This is a genomic window from Nonomuraea purpurea (assembly GCF_042650645.1).
Lineage (GTDB): Bacteria > Actinomycetota > Actinomycetes > Streptosporangiales > Streptosporangiaceae > Nonomuraea > Nonomuraea purpurea.
Genome location: NZ_JBHSBI010000005.1, coordinates 120,093 through 134,747, shown reverse-complemented (window position 1 = coordinate 134,747; position 14,655 = coordinate 120,093). Strand labels below are relative to the sequence as shown.

The following is a 14,655-nucleotide window of genomic DNA, read 5'->3' as shown; positions in this document are numbered from 1 at the left end:
CGACTGTCGATCTCCGCGGTGATGCGGGCGGGCGCGGGACCGGCCGTCGTCAGCGCGGCCGTCGCTGGCATCTGGGGCAGAAGTAGGACGACCGGTTCATGAACGCCTCACGCGTGATCGCGGTGCCGCAGCGCGAGCAGGGCAGGTCGCGCCGGCCGTAGACCTCCAGGGAGCGCTCGAAGTAGCCGCTCTCGCCGTTGACGTTGACGTACAGGCTGTCGAACGACGTGCCGCCCTGCTGGAGGGCGGCGCTCATGACGGCGCGGACGGCCGCGACCAGCTCAGCGATCTTGGGACGGGTGAGCGTGTTCGTGGGCCTGGCCCAGTGCAGCCTGGCGATCCACAGGGCCTCATCGGCGTAGATGTTGCCGACGCCGCTGATCAGCGACTGGTCGAGCAGCGCCCGTTTGATCTCGGTGTGTTTGGCCCGCAGCCTGCGGCCGAACTCGGCCTCGTCGAACACCGGCTCGAACGGGTCGGGGGCGATGTGCGCGATCGGCTCGGGCACCTCGCCCGCCAGCGGGGACAGCATGACGTGGCCGAACGTGCGCTGGTCGACGAAGCGCAGGTCGGGGCCGCCGTCCTCGAAGCGCAGGCGTACCCGCAGGTGCTTCTCGGGCGGCGCTTCTGGCTCCACGACGAGCAACTGGCCGCTCATCCCCAGGTGGGCCATCAGCGCCTCTTCCGCGCCCGACAGGGGCAGCCACAGGTACTTGCCCCGGCGCTCGGCGGACAGCAGGGCACGGCCCTTGAGCCGCGCCGTGAACTCGTCGGCGCCGGGCACGTGGCGTCGGATCGCGCGGGGGTGCAGGACCTCCGCGGAGGCGATCTCACGGTCGATGACCCACTGCGCGAGGCCGCGTCTGACGACCTCGACCTCCGGCAACTCCGGCACTCCGGCCCTCGCTCCCCGCTCAGCCCGCGGGCTGGCTCTCGCGCTGCTCCCTGCGGGCCCTGATGCGGGTCCACGCCGCCTCGGCCGCCTGCTGCTCGGCCTCCTTCTTGCTGCGCCCGTTGCCCGACCCGTAGGTCTCGCCGCCGACCCGCACCATGGCCGTGAACGACTTGGCGTGGTCGGGCCCGCTCTCTTCGACGTGGTACTCGGGCACGCCGAGCGCCTCTGAGGCGGTGAGCTCCTGCAGGGAGGTCTTCCAGTCGAGCCCGGCGCCGAGCGAGGCCGAGCGGACGATCAGCGGGTCGAACAGCAGGTGCACCACCCTGAACGCCTCGTCGAGCCCCTTGTCGACGTAGATCGCGCCGATCAGGGCCTCGAGCGTGTCGGCCAGGATGGACGACTTGTCGCGCCCGCCGGTGCCCTCTTCGCCCCTGCCGAGCCGCAGGAACCGCCCCAGGCCGAGGCCGCGGGCCACGTCGGCCAGCGCGCGCATGTTGACCACCGCGGCCCGCAACTTGGCGAGCTGGCCCTCCGGCAGGTCGGGGTGGTTGCGGTAGAGGGTGTCGGTGACCACCAGGCCCAGCACCGAGTCGCCCAGGAACTCCAGGCGCTCGTTGGTGGGCAGGCCACCGTTCTCGTACGCGTAGGAGCGGTGCGTCAGCGCCCGCTCGAGAATGTCGAGGTCGAGGCCGACCTCAAGGACCCGCTCCAGCTCGTCTCGGGCGACCTCGACGGCCACCGGCTTAGGACCTGCGCCCACGTGCTTTCCTCCTCGGACATCTTCACAAGGCGCGTCGGCTGCGAATGATGCCCGAAAACGTGGTGGGCGTCGGGGTACGGTGTAGCCCCGGCGTCCACCACGGCCGCGGGCGAACCGCCGCCGCACGCATCTGAGACGCTAACGCCGACCGAGGCACTTTGGCACCCGGTCGGCATCACGTCAACTGCCGGCGTGAAACCTGCGATGCGAACCGGCAGGTTTCGTGTCAGTCGGATCAGGCGGACGGCTCGATGACCTGACGACGGTTGTAGGTGCCGCAGGTGGGGCACGCGATGTGCGGCTGCTTGGGCGAACGGCACTGCGGGCAGCTCACCAGGGCGACAGCAGTCGTCTTCCACTGGGAGCGACGGGCGCGGGTGTTGCTCCGCGACATCTTTCGCTTCGGGACGGCCACGTCACTTCTCCTGATCGTTATCTTTGTCGGTAACCAGACCTTGCAACGACGCCCAGCGAGCGTCGATCTTCTCGTGCCGGTGATCGTCGCCGGCCTCGGCCAGCTTGATCCCACACTCCGTGCAGAGCCCCTCGCAGTCGTCACCGCACATGGGGCTCAGCGGCAGTGCGAGCACCACCGCGTCGCGGAACGTCGGCTCGAGGTCGAGCAGTTCGCCGTCGAGCAGTGAATCCTCCTCCGAGGCGTCCTCGTCGGAGTAGAAGAACAGCTCCTGCAGGTCGACCTCGATATCCGAGACGACGGGGTCGAGGCACCGCGCGCACTCCCCGGCGAGCGGGGCCTGCGCCGTGCCAGAGACGAGCACGCCTTCCATCACTGCTTCGAGCCGGAGCTCCAGCTCGACTTCGGCGTCTTTGGGGACACCGATCATGTCGACGCCGAGGTCTGCCGGTGCCGGGAGGGTCAGGGTGAGCTGCCGCATCGTGCCCGGCCGCTTACCCAGGTCATGGGTCGAAAGCACCCATGGGGAGCGGGGGTCGAGGTGCTGAGTCATCCTGCTCTCGCTAGGCATGGCGAAGACAATCGCCGTCGTACAAGGCCGAAATCAAAGGATAGCAGGTCGAGCTCAGCCCCTGAGCCGCTCGATGAGCAGCTTGTGGACCAGATCCGGTACCAGGCCCGACACGTCACCACCATAGCGGGCGATCTCCTTCACCCTGCTGGAGGACAGGAAGGAGTATTCGGGGTTCGTGGGCATGAACAGCGTCTCGACCCCCGACAGGCGGTAGTTGAGCTGCGCCATCTGCAACTCGTAGTCGAAGTCGCTGACCACGCGGATGCCCTTGACGATGGCGGGGATGTCGTTCTGGCGGCAGAAGTCGACCAGCAGGCCGTGGAACTTCCTGACCTTGACGTTGGGGTACTCCTTGGTCACGGTCTGCAGGATCTCGATGCGTTCGTCGACGGTGAACAGGCTGCTTTTCTCGACGTTGATGAGGACTGCCACGGTCACCTCGTCATACAGCCGGGCGGATCGGCCGATGATGTCGAGGTGGCCATTGGTGATGGGGTCGAACGACCCCGGGCAGACTACTCGGCGCAAGACGCCTCCCAGGTCTACGGGTTCCCGGCGGCGCGACCGTACCAAACGGACGCTTCGCCATATCTACGGACCCTCTCCTCAACGTACCTTTCAGGCCACATCAGGGCTTTTCCCCTGCTTTCCCGTTCGAACGCCACCAACGCCTCATCGACCAGCCAGCCGTTGTCACGCAGCAACTCCAGAATCCGCACCACCTCGTCGTCCGGCACCGCGTAAGGCGGGTCGGCGAAGACGATGTCGAACGGCTCGTCGGGCGTCTTCATCAGTGCCCGCTCGACCTTGTCGGCCACCACCTGGGCGCCCTCCAAACCCAGGGTCCGCACGTTCGCCTTGATCGTCCGGACCGCCTTGGGGTCGGACTCCACCAGCACGGCCTCGGCCGCACCCCGCGACAGCGCCTCCAGGCCGATGGCCCCAGAACCGGCGTAGAGGTCGAGGAGACGGACGCCATCGAGCCCGTACAGTGAATCGAGCGTCAAGAAGATCCCTTCTCGCGCCCTGTCACTGGTCGGCCTCGTCCCGCGCCCCGGCGGCACGGTCAACCGTCTGCCACCTGCGCTACCCGCGATGATCCGAGTCATGATGTCCATTGTTCCGCATATTCATGCAGGTCAAGAGTGGACAAGTGTCTGCCTCGAGTACGCAAGGATGATTGGCATCGGGTCGATGGGCCCGCATGATGAATCTGCGGCCTTCGAGGTGACCCACGTGAAGGCCGACCGGCGTGATCGTGAGCCCTTCCGCACGCCGGTTCCCTCGGCACCTGACCCGAGGGTGGGCCCAGCCGGGGACGGCATTCGGGGGGAGGCCGTCCCCGCGGCTGGGCACCATTTTATTTTCTTCTTTTACGGCCGGCCTGGTTTGTGCCAGACGCCGCACGTCGTGCCGGCCTCCAGGGGAACGGCCGCTGACCCGCACCTGGCTGGGCGCCGTTACGGTGCGCATGTTCACTTGGCTCCGTGGTTCCCACCCTGGGCGCCGTTTTCAGGGTGATCCGCCGTTTTCGCCCCCACTGCCCTTGGTCTACGTCTTTTCCAGGTAGTCCGCTCGTTCGTCTTCCCTCAGGCGGGCTATTTCGGCTCTCAGGGGGGCGTTGGAGGTCAGGTCCGGGTCTTGTGACAGGAGGGTGGCGGCTTCCTGCCTGGCTGTGGCTATGACGTCCTCGTCGCGGAGGAGTTGCAGGAGCTTCAGTGAGGAGCGTTTGCCTGACTGGGCCGCGCCCAGGACGTCGCCCTCTCGGCGTTGTTCCAGGTCGACGCGTGAGAGTTCGAAGCCGTCCAGTGTCGCCGCCACCGCGTCCAGTCTGGCGCGGGCCGGGGTGCCCTCGGCGAAGTCGGAGACCAGGAGGCAGAGACCGGGCAGGCCGCCACGGCCGACACGGCCGCGGAGCTGGTGGAGCTGGGAGACGCCGAAGCGGTCGGCGTCCATGATGATCATGACGGAGGAGTTGGGGACGTCCACGCCGACCTCGATGACCGTGGTGGCCACCAGGACGTCGAGCTCACCCCCGGTGAAGGCGCGCATGAGGGCGTCCTTCTCCTCCGGCGGGAGCTTGCCGTGCAGCGTGCCGACCTTCAGGTCGTGGAAGGGCCCCTCGGTCAAGAGCTGGGCGACGTCGAGGACCGCGAGCGGCGGCCGGCGTTCGTCGTCGGTGTTGGTGGGAGCCGCCAGGTCGCCCTCGTCGCCCTCCAGGTCGCCGATGCGGGGGCAGACGATGTACGCCTGGCGCCCCAGCGCGACCTCCTCCCTGACGCGCTGCCAGGTGCGTTCGAGGTAGTGGGGTTTCTCGGCCGCCGGGACGACATGGGTGGTGATGGGAGCGCGGCCCGACGGGAGCTGGGACAGCGTCGAAACCTCAAGATCGCCGAAGACGGTCATGGCGACCGTCCGCGGGATCGGGGTGGCGGTCATGACCAGGACGTGCGGGCGCGACTCTCCGGCCTTCGCGCGCAGGGCGTCGCGCTGCTCCACCCCGAACCGGTGCTGCTCGTCCACCACGACCAGCCCCAGATCGGCGAACTGCACATGCTCCTGCAGCAGCGCGTGCGTGCCCACGACGATGCCCGCCGTGCCCGAAGCGGCGTCGAGCAGGGCCGCGCGGCGCGCGGCGGCGCCCATCGAGCCGGTCAGCAGCGTGACCGCCGTACCCCCGAACATGCCGCCCTGCGCCAGGTCGCCGAGCATGTTCGTGATCGAGCGGTGATGCTGCTGGGCCAGCACCTCGGTGGGCGCCAGCAGCGCCGCCTGCCCGCCCGCGTCCACGACCTGGAGCATCGCCCGCAGCGCCACCACCGTCTTGCCCGCACCGACCTCGCCCTGCAGCAGCCGGTGCATCGGGTGCTCGATCGCCAGGTCGGCGGCGATCTCCTCGCCCACCCGCGCCTGCCCCTCGGTCAGCGAGAACGGCAACCTCGTGTCGAAATCGGCCAGCATGCCGTCGGAACGCGGAGGACGGGCCTTGGCGGGCCAGGCGGTGGCGGCCTGCCGCCGCTGGAGCAGAACGGCCTGCAACACGAACGCCTCGTCGAACTTCAGCCTCTTACGCGCCCGCCCCATCTCGGCGAAGTCCTTCGGCCGGTGGATGGCCACCAGCGCCTCGCCCAGCGGCTGCAGCCCGTGACGGGCCCGCAGGTCGGCCGGGAGCGGGTCGTCGAGCGGGCCGAGCGTGTCGAGCACCACGCCGACGGCCCGCCTGATCGCCCACGGCGTCACGTCCTTGCCCGCCGGATAGATCGGCACCGGCGCCGCCGCGAACTCCTCGGCGCCGGCATCGCCGTCCTCGAACAGCTCGAACTCCGGATGCGCGAGCTGCCAGCGCGGCTTGGCCCGCGCCCCGAACAGCCCCACCTTGCCGGCGAACATCCCGCGCGTGCCCGGCTTGAGCCGCGACTCGGCCGCGTGGGAACCCTTGCCGAAGAACGACAGGTAGAGCCGGTTGCCGTTGCCGTCGGCGATCTCGACCTCCAGCCAGGTGCCGCCCCGGTTGCGCATGGGTTTGCGCATGAGCCTGGTCACCTCGCCGACCACGGTGACATGCTCGTCGACCTCAAGCGCGTCGAGCGTGGTCAGCTCGCCGCGCTCGGCGTAGCGGCGCGGATAGTGGCGCAGCAGGTCGCCGACCGTCTCCAGGCCGAGCACGTCGTGCAGCAGCTTTGCGGTCTTCGGGTCGAGCGCCTTCGTCAGAGGCTCGTCGAAACGGCTCACGGCATTAAGTTCTACCGCCTGCGGCCGACAGGAATCCCGCCGACGCTCCCTCCCTGCTCATTGGTCCCTCGCCCTGCTCCCTCGCTCCGCTCACTCGTTGGGGCTCACTCCCCGTCTGTAGGAGTCGGTGATCACCTCGGCCAGGGTTTCCAGCACGATCGCCGCGCCGGCGCCGCCCGCGTCCACGACTGTGCGACTCCTATCTCCCCGAATGCGCTAGCTTTGTCCGAGGACGATATCGCCGCTCAGAGCCCGATCCAGTGGTCTGGTTCGCGCCCATGGGTGTCGATCGGATATTCTCGTCTGGCTGGCCGGTTGTCCCGGCATGCCCTCCGCCAGGAAAACATCAGCGGACAGGGCTACATCGACTGTTTTAAGGAGCGATACCGTGGCTTCCGTCTGCGATGTCTGCCGCAAGGGGCCGACCTTCGGCAACAACGTGTCCCACTCGCACCGCCGCACCCGCCGTCGTTGGAACCCCAACATCCAGACGGTTCGCGCGGTCGTCGGCGGCACGCCGAAGAAGCTGAACGTGTGCACCTCGTGCATCAAGGCGGGCAAGGTCACCCGCTAGTTCCCCATCTTCCACGAGAGCCCGCCGCCCCTGCTGGGGGTGGCGGGCTCTCGTCGTTCCGTGGCCGTCGTTTCCCCACTCCCCCGCGCCCCGGACCCGTCTCCCCGGACCGCTGACCGTCTTCACAGCCCCAGTGGTCGCTTCCCGGCCCCGTGGGCTGGGGGCGTCGTGGCGTACGTGTGAGCGGGGCTTGGGCGGCGCTCAGGGCCGGGCGTCCAAAAGGGGTCAGCGCCAGCGCCAGGCGTGGTCCACAGGGCCGATGCCGTCGCCCAGCGGGAAACCATGGGCGATGGCGCCCGTGACGTACTCCTTCGCCTTCTCCACCGCTTCGGGCACCTCGTCCCCCTGCGCCAGCCGGGAGGCGATGGCCGAGGCGAGCGTGCAGCCCGTGCCGTGGGTGTGCCGGTTGTCGAGGCGTTCGGCGGCGAAACGGTACTCGTCGGTGCCGTCTGTGAGCAGGTCGACTGGGTCGCCGGGCAGGTGGCCGCCCTTGATCAGGGCCCAGCGGGGCCCGAGCTCCAGTACGGCCTCCGCCGCCGCCCGCAGCCCGCTCTCGTCCTCCACCTTGACCGAGGTGAGCTGCTCCACCTCCCACAGGTTGGGCGTCGCCATGGTGGCCACGGGCAGCAGCCTGGTCTTGATCGTCTCCACGGCCTCGGGCACGAGCAGGGTGTCGCCGTGCTTCGACACTCCCACGGGGTCCACGATCACGGGGGCGGCGTACGAGCCGAGCACCTCCGCCACCGTCTCCACCAGCTCCGGCGAGGCCAGCATGCCGGTCTTGACCGCCTGCGCGCCGATGTCGCCCAGCACGGAGTCGAGCTGCGCCCGCACGGCCTCAGGGGGCAGCTCCCAGTAGCCCTGGACGCCCAGGGAGTTCTGAGCGGTCACCGCCGCGATGACGCTCATGCCGTGGACGCCCATGGCCAGCATGGTCTTCAGATCGGCCTGGATGCCCGCGCCGCCCCCTGAGTCGGAGCCGGCGACGGTCAGCACACGTGGAGGGGTCAAAGCCGTCATGTCCCCATCCAACCACTTCAGTTAATGGCGCACTCCCCGCTGACCATGCCGCAGTTGCCGGCCTTCGCGCCCCTGCCGGTGGCGGTGAAGGAGACCGTGACCGAGTCGCCGACTGCCAGCGACTGCGGCAGGTCCAGGATCAGCAGGTCGCCGTCCTGCGTCCAGCCGGCCCCCGACACGCTCATGACCTTGCCCTCGACGGACACGGAGACCGTGGGGCCCTGCAGGGTCTGCCCCGAGGTGTTCGAGAGCTCCAGGTCGGCCTTGTAGGTGCCCAGGCTCTGCCTGATCGTCTGCCTGATGTTCAGCGAGGCAGACGCGCCGGTGCCGACGTCGGAGCTGCCCGTGTTGGTGGGGATCGGGTCGATGGTCGGCGCGCGGCCGGTGTCGGCGTCGTCCAGGGTCGACGGCTCCTCCGACGGCGTCTGAGACGGGGTTTCCTCGGCCGGCGGGGCCTCTTCCCGCTCCTTCGTCGGCTTGGCCGACGCCTTCTCCTTGGTCTTGGTGGGCGTCGGCGTGGGGGTCTCGGTGTGACGCGGCGTCCTGACGTTGTAGGAGGCCGTCGGCGTCGGGGTCTCGGCCTGCGCGCTGTCCTTCCCGGACGGCTCCTCCGTCGGCTCCTCTTCCGGCTCGGTCTCCTCCACGGGGGGATCGGAGGCCGCCGGACCCGGCTGGTTCGAGGGCGCCTGTACGGCGGCGCAGGTCGTGTTGACGCACTTGCCCGTCTCTCCCGCGGAACTCATGAACTTGACACCCGCCACGGTGCCGCCGAGCACCACGGCCACGGCGGCCACGGACAGCAGCGCAACCTTGCCCTTGCCCGCCCCGGCCGGGGCGGCGAGCACGTCGTCGCGGCTCTTACGGCGGCCACGGCGGCCCTTGGGCTCTTCCTGCCCGGTGAAGGCGGGGGGAGGCTCGGAGTCGGACCAGTCGGCGCGCAGGAAGCTGGTGTCGGCGTTCGCCCAGGCCGGGGCCTGGACGGCGGTCGGCTCACCGGCGACCTTGATGTCTCCGGGCTCGGGCGGTCCCGCCGACACGGGAGGCGGCGGCACGTCGAACCTGGCGGTACGGTCCGCGGGCCCGTCGAATCCAGGCCCGTCGAACCCGGGACCACGGTCCTGAGGACCATCGAATCCAGGCCCGTCGAACCCGGGGCCGCGGTCCTGAGCGCCGTCGAATCCGGGGCGGCGATCCGGTGGGCCGTCGAATCTGGCCGTGTTCTGGCCGGGCTCGTCGAAGAAGGCCGCGCCCGGCCCGTCGAACCTGGCCGTGTCGTTGCCGCCCGGCCCGTCGAACCTGGCGGTGTCGTTGCCGCCCGGCTCGTCGAAGAACGCGGCTCCCGGCCCGTCAAAGGGGTCCTTCGGGGCGCCGGGCCGGTCGGACGGCCCGCTGTTGCGCGGTTCGAAGAGGCCACGTCCCTCTGGGGGCGGGCCGCCCAGGGGGCCGGGATGTCCGGGCCCGCCGGGAACGGCGTCGGGGCCGAGCACCCGCTCGGCGCCGGGCGCGCCGGGTGCCTGGTTCTGGCCGAAGACGGCCGTACGTTCGCCTGGTGTGTCCAACCCGTTGTCGGAGGGCGGGCCCCACTCCGACGGCCGGACGAAGGCGCCCGTCGTCTCGAACGGCCCTGCCTGCCCGCCCGCGGGATCCGGGGCCGGCGGAAAAGCGCCCGCGGGACCGGCGGCGGGTTCGACGGGCAGCGCGAAGGCCCCGGTGGTCTCGAACGGCTCGGACTGCGGCGCGCGCGGCGGCGGGGCGTCCCCGCGCCGTGGCATGGGGGCCCACTGCCCTGTCACCTCAGGCTGGTCCGGCAGCGACGGCCAGCCCGGCTGCTCGTCCTGCTCGTCAGAACCCCAAAACGCGCTGTTCCCCCGTTCATCCCCGTCGTCGGATCCACCTGTGCCGTGGCGGCCCATGGCTGCCCTTTCTCGCGGTTACAGTGGCCGCCAATCTTCATAACACCTTTGCTGCGCCGTTGTCACAGCAATCCCGCTAGTCATACCCCAAAACAGGAAAAGTTCACGCAAATCGGGACAAGTCATCACCGAAAGTGATCCCAGCCTCGGCGCCTTATCTCCCGTCCGAAAACCGCGACGCCCTCACCCTCGACCACCCGGCCCACGACCTGCCACGACGCCGGCAACCGCACCTCTGGAGGGAACACCGCCGCCAGCGCGTGATCCTCACCACCCGTGAGCACCCACTCCAGAGGGTCGGCGCCGAGCTCCTTGGCCGCCAGCGCCACGGGCTCGCCGATCGTGAACGCCTGCGGGTCCAGCTCGACCCGCACCCCGCTGGCCCGCGCGACGTGGCCGAGGTCCTGCAGCAACCCGTCGCTGACGTCCAGCATCGCGCTCGCGCCCAGCTCGGCCGCCTGCGGCCCCATGGCGTACGGAGGACACGGCCGCCGATGCCCGGCCACCGCCTCAAGCAGGGCCGGGGAGTCGGCCGGCGCGTCCGCCTCCAGCAACGCCCACCCGGCGGCGGAGTACCCCAGCCGGCCCGCCACCGCCACCACCTGCCCCGCTCTGGCCCCTGACCGCGTGACGGGAGCCCGTCCGCCCAGGTCGCCCAGCGCGGTCACCCCGATGACGACCCGGTCGCAGCGGGTGATGTCGCCCCCCGCCACGCTCGCGCCGACCACCGCGCACTCGTCGCCGAACCCGTCGGTCAGCGCGTCGAGCCACTCCAGCGACAGGTCGGCCGGGATGCCGAGCCCGACCACGATGGACGTCGGCACGGCCCCCATGGCGGCGATGTCGGCGAGGTTCTGGGCCGCGGCCTTGCGGCCCACGTCATAGCCGCCGGACCAGTCGCGCCGGAAATGCCGGCCTTCGAGCAGCAGATCCGTCGAGACCACGACCCGCCCGTCGGGCGCGCTGATCATGGCGGCGTCGTCACCCGGGCCGAGCATTACCGCCGCTCCTTGGGGCAGACGTCCGGTAATACGAGTTACCACACCGAATTCGCCGAGATCTCCGACTGTGATGACACACCTCCTGACGCACACAGGGTACGGTTACCCTTCGGCGTGATCGAATCGCCCGGGAGGACGTAATGGTGCAGGCCTACATCCTTATCCAGACCGAGGTCGGCAAGGCTGCCGCCGTGGCTCGCGAGATTTCCGGGATTCCCGGGGTCACTCAGGCGGAAGACGTGACGGGGCCCTACGACGTGATCGTGCGCGCGGAGGCCAACAACGTCGACGAACTGGGCAAGCTCGTCGTTGCGCAGATTCAGGCCGTGGAAGGGATCACACGTACTCTTACGTGTCCGATCGTCCACATTTGAAGGTAGTTGTCGTATGCGTGCCGCCGCCGTCCTGCTCGTTCTCCTAGCGCTCGCCGGTTGCGGTGGCACCGTACGGGTCGATCCGCCCACGCCGCAGGGCGAGGCGGTGGCGGCCTGCGACAAGCTGGCTCCCCTGCTGCCCCGGACACTGGACGGCGAGGAGCGTGGCACGTCCACGCCCGACTCGCCGTACGTGGCCGTCTGGGGCGGCGGGATCATCGCATTGCGCTGCGGCGTGCCGCGACCGGCCAGGATGGCGCCCACCGACGAGTTGCGGGAGATCAACGGTGTGGGGTGGTTCGCCGATCCTGAGAAGCCGACGCTGTTCACCGCGGTGACGGACACGGCCTACGTGGAGGTCACGGTCGGCGGCGAGCACGTGGCCGCCGGGGTGCTCGCGGACCTGTCGAGCCCGATCGCCCGGATCTCAACGCAGCCCCGGTGAGCGCGACAGCGCGAGCTGGATGAGCCGGTCGACCAGCTCCGGGTAGGTCAGGCCCGAGGCGGCCCAGAGCTGCGGCGCCACCGACAGCGAGGTGAATCCCGGCATGGTGTTGATCTCGTTGAAGACCAGCTTGCCGTCGGAGGTGTAGAAGAAGTCGACCCGCGCCAGCCCCTCGCAGTCGAGCGCCTCGAACGCGCGCACCGCCATCGCCCGCAGTTCCTGCGCCGTCTCGGCGGGGATGTCGGCGGGCACGGTCAGCGACATCTGGTCGGGGTAGTACTTGGCTTCGAAGTCGAAGAACTCCTGCCCGCCCTCGACCTTCACCTCGCCGGGCATGGACGCGGCGGCCGGCTCGTCTCCGAGTGACTCCAGCACCGCGCACTCCAGCTCGCGGCCCACGATCGCGGCCTCGACGATCACCTTGGGGTCGTGCTGCCTGGCGAACTCCACGGCCGCCTCCAGCTCGGCCCGGTCGGCGGCCTTGGAGATGCCCTGCGACGAGCCCGCCCTGGCCGGCTTGACGAACACCGGGTAGCCGAGCTCCTCCGCCTCCTTGAGCACCAGCTCGCGGCCGAGCCGCCAGTCGCGGTCGCGGATCACCACGTAAGACCCCGTCGGCAGGCCGGCGGCGGCCATGACGGTCTTCATGTGGGCCTTGTCCATGCCGACGGCGCTGGCCAGCACGCCGGAGCCGACATAGCGCACCCCGGCCATCTCCAGCAGGCCCTGGATCGTGCCGTCCTCGGCGAAGGGCCCGTGCATCACGGGGAACACCACGTCGACCGTGCCGAGCTCCACGGGGATGCTGCCCGCGTCGTAGGCCACCAGCGCGCTGCCACCGGAGGGCAGCGCCAGCGCCGCGCCCGTGGTGTCGACGACGGGCAGCTCGCCCGACTCGATGGCGTACCGCTGGTCGGAAGCGGCCAGCACCCACCTGCCGTCCTGGGCGATCCCGATGGGGATCACCTCGTACTTGCTCCTGTCGATCGCATCCAGCACGCTGCCCGCGCCCATCAGGGACACGGCGTGCTCGGAATTGCGGCCTCCGAAAACGACGGCGACGCGTGGCTTGCTCATGGTGTCCGAATCTACCGGGACGTCCCGGTCACAGCGAGTCAAGCACGCCGTAGTCAGGCATTTCTCACACCCCGTACCGCTCGGGTTTCGGCGAACGTGACATCAGCAACATTCCCGCCTCGGCCGGCGACATGCCGTCGTGCACGACGCCGACGACCACCTCGGTGATCGGCATCTCCACGTCGTGCTTCCTGGCCAGCGCCAGCACAGACTCGCAGGACTTCACGCCCTCGGCGGTCTGCTTGGTGGTGGCGACGACCTCGTCGAGCGTCATGCCCCTGCCCAGGTTCTCGCCGAACGTGCGGTTACGCGAAAGCGGCGACGTGCACGTGGCCACCAGGTCGCCCATGCCCGCCAGACCGGCGAAGGTGTGCGCGTCGGCCCCGAGCGCCGCCCCCAGCCGGGAGATCTCGGCCAGCCCCCTGGTGATGAGCATGGCGCTGACGTTGTCGCCCATGCCCATGCCCGCCGAGATGCCGACGGCCAGCGCGATCACGTTCTTCACCGCGCCGCCGAGCTCGACCCCGACCACGTCAGGGTTGGTGTACGGACGGAACCGCGGCAGATGGCAGATCGCCTGCAGACGCCCGGCGACCGCCTCGTCGGTGCAGGCCACGACCGTGGCGGCGGGCTGGCGCTGGGCGATCTCCTTGGCCAGGTTGGGCCCCGACACGACCGCGACGCGTTCCTCCGGCACCTCGGCGACCTCGCGGATCACCTCGCTCACGCGCTTGGTCGTGCCCAGCTCGATGCCCTTCATCAAGCTGACCAGGACCGCGTGCGGCGGGATGTGCTCGCGCCAGGCGGCCAGGTTGGGCCGCAGAAGCTGGGACGGCACCGCCAGCACCACGAAGTCGGCCCCGTCGAGCGCCCGCGCCGGGTCGGTCGTGGCCCGCAGCGTGGACGGCAGCGCCACTCCGGGCAGGTAGTCGGGGTTGACGTGATCACGGTCGATCTTCTCGACCAGCTCTGGCCTGCGCCCCCAGAGCGTCACCTCGTTGCCCGCCTCCGCCAGGATGACGGCGAACGTGGTGCCCCACGAGCCCGTGCCGAAAACGGCCACCTTAGTCATGAACCCTCCTGCGTCGGGCCCATGTTCCCCTGCTTATTAATGACCTCGACAAGCTCGCTCATGAACCCTCCTTCGTCGGGCCCATGTTTCCCTGCTTATTGATGACCTCGACAAGCTCGGTCATGCCATCACCGTCCGGCCGGATCGTAGGGAGTCTCGGGCGCCTTTTCGCCGCGCAGCTCGGCGAGCTGCGCGGTGATCGCCGCCATGATGTCGGCCGTCGCCTCGCGCAGGACGTCGGCCCGCGGGGGCCTGCCTGCGTACTTCGACAGGTCCACCGGCGGCCCCACCTGCACGCGGAAGGTCTTGCGCGGGAACAGCCTGGGCTTCTTCTCACCGTACGGGAGCAGCTCCTGGGCGCCCCAGTGGGCCACCGGGATGACCTGCGCCCCGCTCTCCAGCGCCAGCCGGGCCGCGCCGGTCTTGCCGGCCATGGGCCACAGGCCGGGATCACGGGTGCAGGTGCCCTCGGGGTAGAACAGGATCGCGCAGCCGTCCTCCAGCCGCTGGGCCGAGACACGCAGCGACTTGGCGGCCTCGTCGCTGCCGCGGTCGACGGGGATCGCCAGCAGGCCGATCACGGCCCGGCCCAGCAAGGGCACCTTGAACAGGGCGGACTTGGCGAGAATCACCGGCCAGCGGCCGTTGTTGAACAGGAAGTGCGAGAGCAGGACCGGGTCCGCCCAGGAGAGATGGTTCGCCGCGATGATCACACCGCCTGAGCGGGGAATGCGCTCCCCATGGCGCCAGTCCCTCTTGACCAGGAGCGTGGACAGCGGCTTCACGATCACTACTGCCAGTGT

Annotated in this window: 16 protein-coding genes; 3 read left to right on the top strand and 13 right to left on the bottom strand. The window is 69.8% G+C overall.

Features of this window, described 5'->3' with window-relative positions; genetic code table 11:
* Nucleotides 1–49: 49 nt before the first annotated feature.
* The 7 genes from mutM to recG all read right to left on the bottom strand — a co-directional run bounded on the left by mutM (nt 50) and on the right by recG (nt 6,376).
* Complete coding sequence (gene mutM / locus ACFOY2_RS11885) at nt 50–895, bottom strand: bifunctional DNA-formamidopyrimidine glycosylase/DNA-(apurinic or apyrimidinic site) lyase (RefSeq protein ID WP_379528020.1); 846 nt, start codon at nt 893–895, stop codon at nt 50–52.
* Between the two features lie 19 nt (nt 896–914).
* Nucleotides 915–1,634, bottom strand: coding sequence for a ribonuclease III (gene rnc, locus ACFOY2_RS11880; protein WP_379528299.1), 720 nt, complete (start codon nt 1,632–1,634; stop codon nt 915–917).
* A 256-nt stretch (nt 1,635–1,890) separates the two neighbouring features.
* Entirely contained in the window at nt 1,891–2,070 is a 180-nt protein-coding gene (rpmF, locus tag ACFOY2_RS11875; RefSeq protein WP_033409409.1) for a 50S ribosomal protein L32, read from the bottom strand.
* A gap of 1 nt (nt 2,071) precedes the next feature.
* Nucleotides 2,072–2,623 (bottom strand): YceD family protein, encoded by a 552-nt coding sequence (locus ACFOY2_RS11870; protein WP_379528019.1) that lies wholly within the window; start codon nt 2,621–2,623, stop codon nt 2,072–2,074.
* Nucleotides 2,624–2,695: 72 nt separating this feature from the next.
* Nucleotides 2,696–3,172: a pantetheine-phosphate adenylyltransferase gene (gene coaD, locus ACFOY2_RS11865; protein WP_185068071.1), complete on the bottom strand. Its 477-nt coding sequence runs from the start codon at nt 3,170–3,172 to the stop codon at nt 2,696–2,698.
* A 14-nt stretch (nt 3,173–3,186) separates the two neighbouring features.
* Nucleotides 3,187–3,753: a 16S rRNA (guanine(966)-N(2))-methyltransferase RsmD gene (gene rsmD, locus ACFOY2_RS11860; protein ID WP_379528018.1), complete on the bottom strand. Its 567-nt coding sequence runs from the start codon at nt 3,751–3,753 to the stop codon at nt 3,187–3,189.
* Nucleotides 3,754–4,195: 442 nt separating this feature from the next.
* Nucleotides 4,196–6,376, bottom strand: a complete 2,181-nt coding sequence (gene recG, locus ACFOY2_RS11855) for an ATP-dependent DNA helicase RecG (protein ID WP_379528017.1) — start codon at nt 6,374–6,376, stop codon at nt 4,196–4,198.
* 388 nt (nt 6,377–6,764) lie between these two features.
* Here recG and rpmB point away from each other — a divergent pair, with 388 nt between their 5' ends.
* Entirely contained in the window at nt 6,765–6,950 is a 186-nt protein-coding gene (rpmB, locus tag ACFOY2_RS11850; RefSeq protein WP_043618345.1) for a 50S ribosomal protein L28, read from the top strand.
* Nucleotides 6,951–7,175: 225 nt separating this feature from the next.
* Here rpmB and thiD read toward each other — a convergent pair whose 3' ends face one another.
* The 3 genes from thiD to ACFOY2_RS11835 all read right to left on the bottom strand — a co-directional run bounded on the left by thiD (nt 7,176) and on the right by ACFOY2_RS11835 (nt 10,977).
* Nucleotides 7,176–7,970: a bifunctional hydroxymethylpyrimidine kinase/phosphomethylpyrimidine kinase gene (gene thiD, locus ACFOY2_RS11845; protein ID WP_379528016.1), complete on the bottom strand. Its 795-nt coding sequence runs from the start codon at nt 7,968–7,970 to the stop codon at nt 7,176–7,178.
* 17 nt (nt 7,971–7,987) lie between these two features.
* Nucleotides 7,988–9,742, bottom strand: a complete 1,755-nt coding sequence (locus ACFOY2_RS11840; protein ID WP_379528015.1) for a hypothetical protein — start codon at nt 9,740–9,742, stop codon at nt 7,988–7,990.
* 266 nt (nt 9,743–10,008) lie between these two features.
* Nucleotides 10,009–10,977: a thiamine-phosphate kinase gene (locus ACFOY2_RS11835; RefSeq protein WP_379528014.1), complete on the bottom strand. Its 969-nt coding sequence runs from the start codon at nt 10,975–10,977 to the stop codon at nt 10,009–10,011.
* Between the two features lie 47 nt (nt 10,978–11,024).
* On the opposite strand from ACFOY2_RS11835, the gene ACFOY2_RS11830 reads away from it, so the two are divergent.
* Nucleotides 11,025–11,258 carry an Lrp/AsnC family transcriptional regulator gene (locus tag ACFOY2_RS11830; protein WP_106249262.1) on the top strand — a complete coding sequence of 78 codons (234 nt, stop codon included), beginning with the start codon at nt 11,025–11,027 and terminating at the stop codon, nt 11,256–11,258.
* A 13-nt stretch (nt 11,259–11,271) separates the two neighbouring features.
* A complete protein-coding gene (locus ACFOY2_RS11825; RefSeq protein WP_379528013.1) occupies nt 11,272–11,703 on the top strand; it encodes a DUF3515 domain-containing protein in 432 nt (143 codons plus the stop codon).
* Here the strand turns inward: ACFOY2_RS11825 and ACFOY2_RS11820 are convergent.
* The 3 genes from ACFOY2_RS11820 to ACFOY2_RS11810 form a co-directional block, all read right to left on the bottom strand.
* Complete coding sequence (locus tag ACFOY2_RS11820; RefSeq protein WP_379528012.1) at nt 11,686–12,780, bottom strand: D-alanine--D-alanine ligase family protein; 1,095 nt, start codon at nt 12,778–12,780, stop codon at nt 11,686–11,688. The genes ACFOY2_RS11825 and ACFOY2_RS11820 overlap by 18 nt on opposite strands.
* A gap of 64 nt (nt 12,781–12,844) precedes the next feature.
* Entirely contained in the window at nt 12,845–13,852 is a 1,008-nt protein-coding gene (locus tag ACFOY2_RS11815; RefSeq protein ID WP_379528011.1) for an NAD(P)H-dependent glycerol-3-phosphate dehydrogenase, read from the bottom strand.
* Nucleotides 13,853–13,980: 128 nt separating this feature from the next.
* Complete coding sequence (locus ACFOY2_RS11810; protein WP_379528010.1) at nt 13,981–14,643, bottom strand: lysophospholipid acyltransferase family protein; 663 nt, start codon at nt 14,641–14,643, stop codon at nt 13,981–13,983.
* Between the last annotated feature and the right edge of the window lie 12 nt (nt 14,644–14,655).